This window comes from Polaromonas sp. P1_G2, from assembly GCF_056405515.1.
The window spans coordinates 1-488 of record NZ_JBFUBY010000989.1 but is presented as its reverse complement, the minus strand read 5'-3'; the positions used below and the strand labels follow the sequence as shown (position 1 = coordinate 488).

Here is a 488-nt window from a genome sequence, read left to right as displayed (position 1 = left end):
GGTCGAGGAAACCCGCAAGATCACGCTCGGCCATGGCATCGACCCCGGCGTGCTCTACGGCCCGGTGCTCAACGAGAGCGTCCGCCTCCGCACCAAGCGCCATCTCGATGATGCCGTTTCGCGCGGCGGCCGGTTGCTGACCGGCGGCTCCATTCCGAAAAGCGAGACCTTCGACAAGGGCTTTTTCTTCGAGCCGGCGGTCGTTGACGATGTGCCGGATGGCGCACTGGCAACGACCGAGGAGACGTTCGGTCCCCTCGCAGCCGTGCGGCCGGTGGCGGATGACCGCGAAGCAGTTCGGATTGCCAACGCGCTGCCCTTCGGCCTAGCAGCCTACGTATTCTCCGGCGACCTCGAACGCGGATGGGCGGTCGCCGAGCAGATCGAGGCCGGCGCGGTCGGCGTCAACGTCAACGACACCAGCGAATTGCAGGCCCCCTTCGGCGGCTGGAAGATGAGCGGCATCGGCCGTGAACTCGGCCCCGAAG

At 67.0% G+C, this 488-nt stretch carries 1 protein-coding gene; it reads left to right on the top strand.

Going from position 1 to position 488, the window contains the following annotated elements:
- Window positions 1-488 (top strand): aldehyde dehydrogenase family protein (locus tag AC1D0P_RS28695; protein WP_477679839.1); only part of this gene is annotated, 488 nt, incomplete at both ends.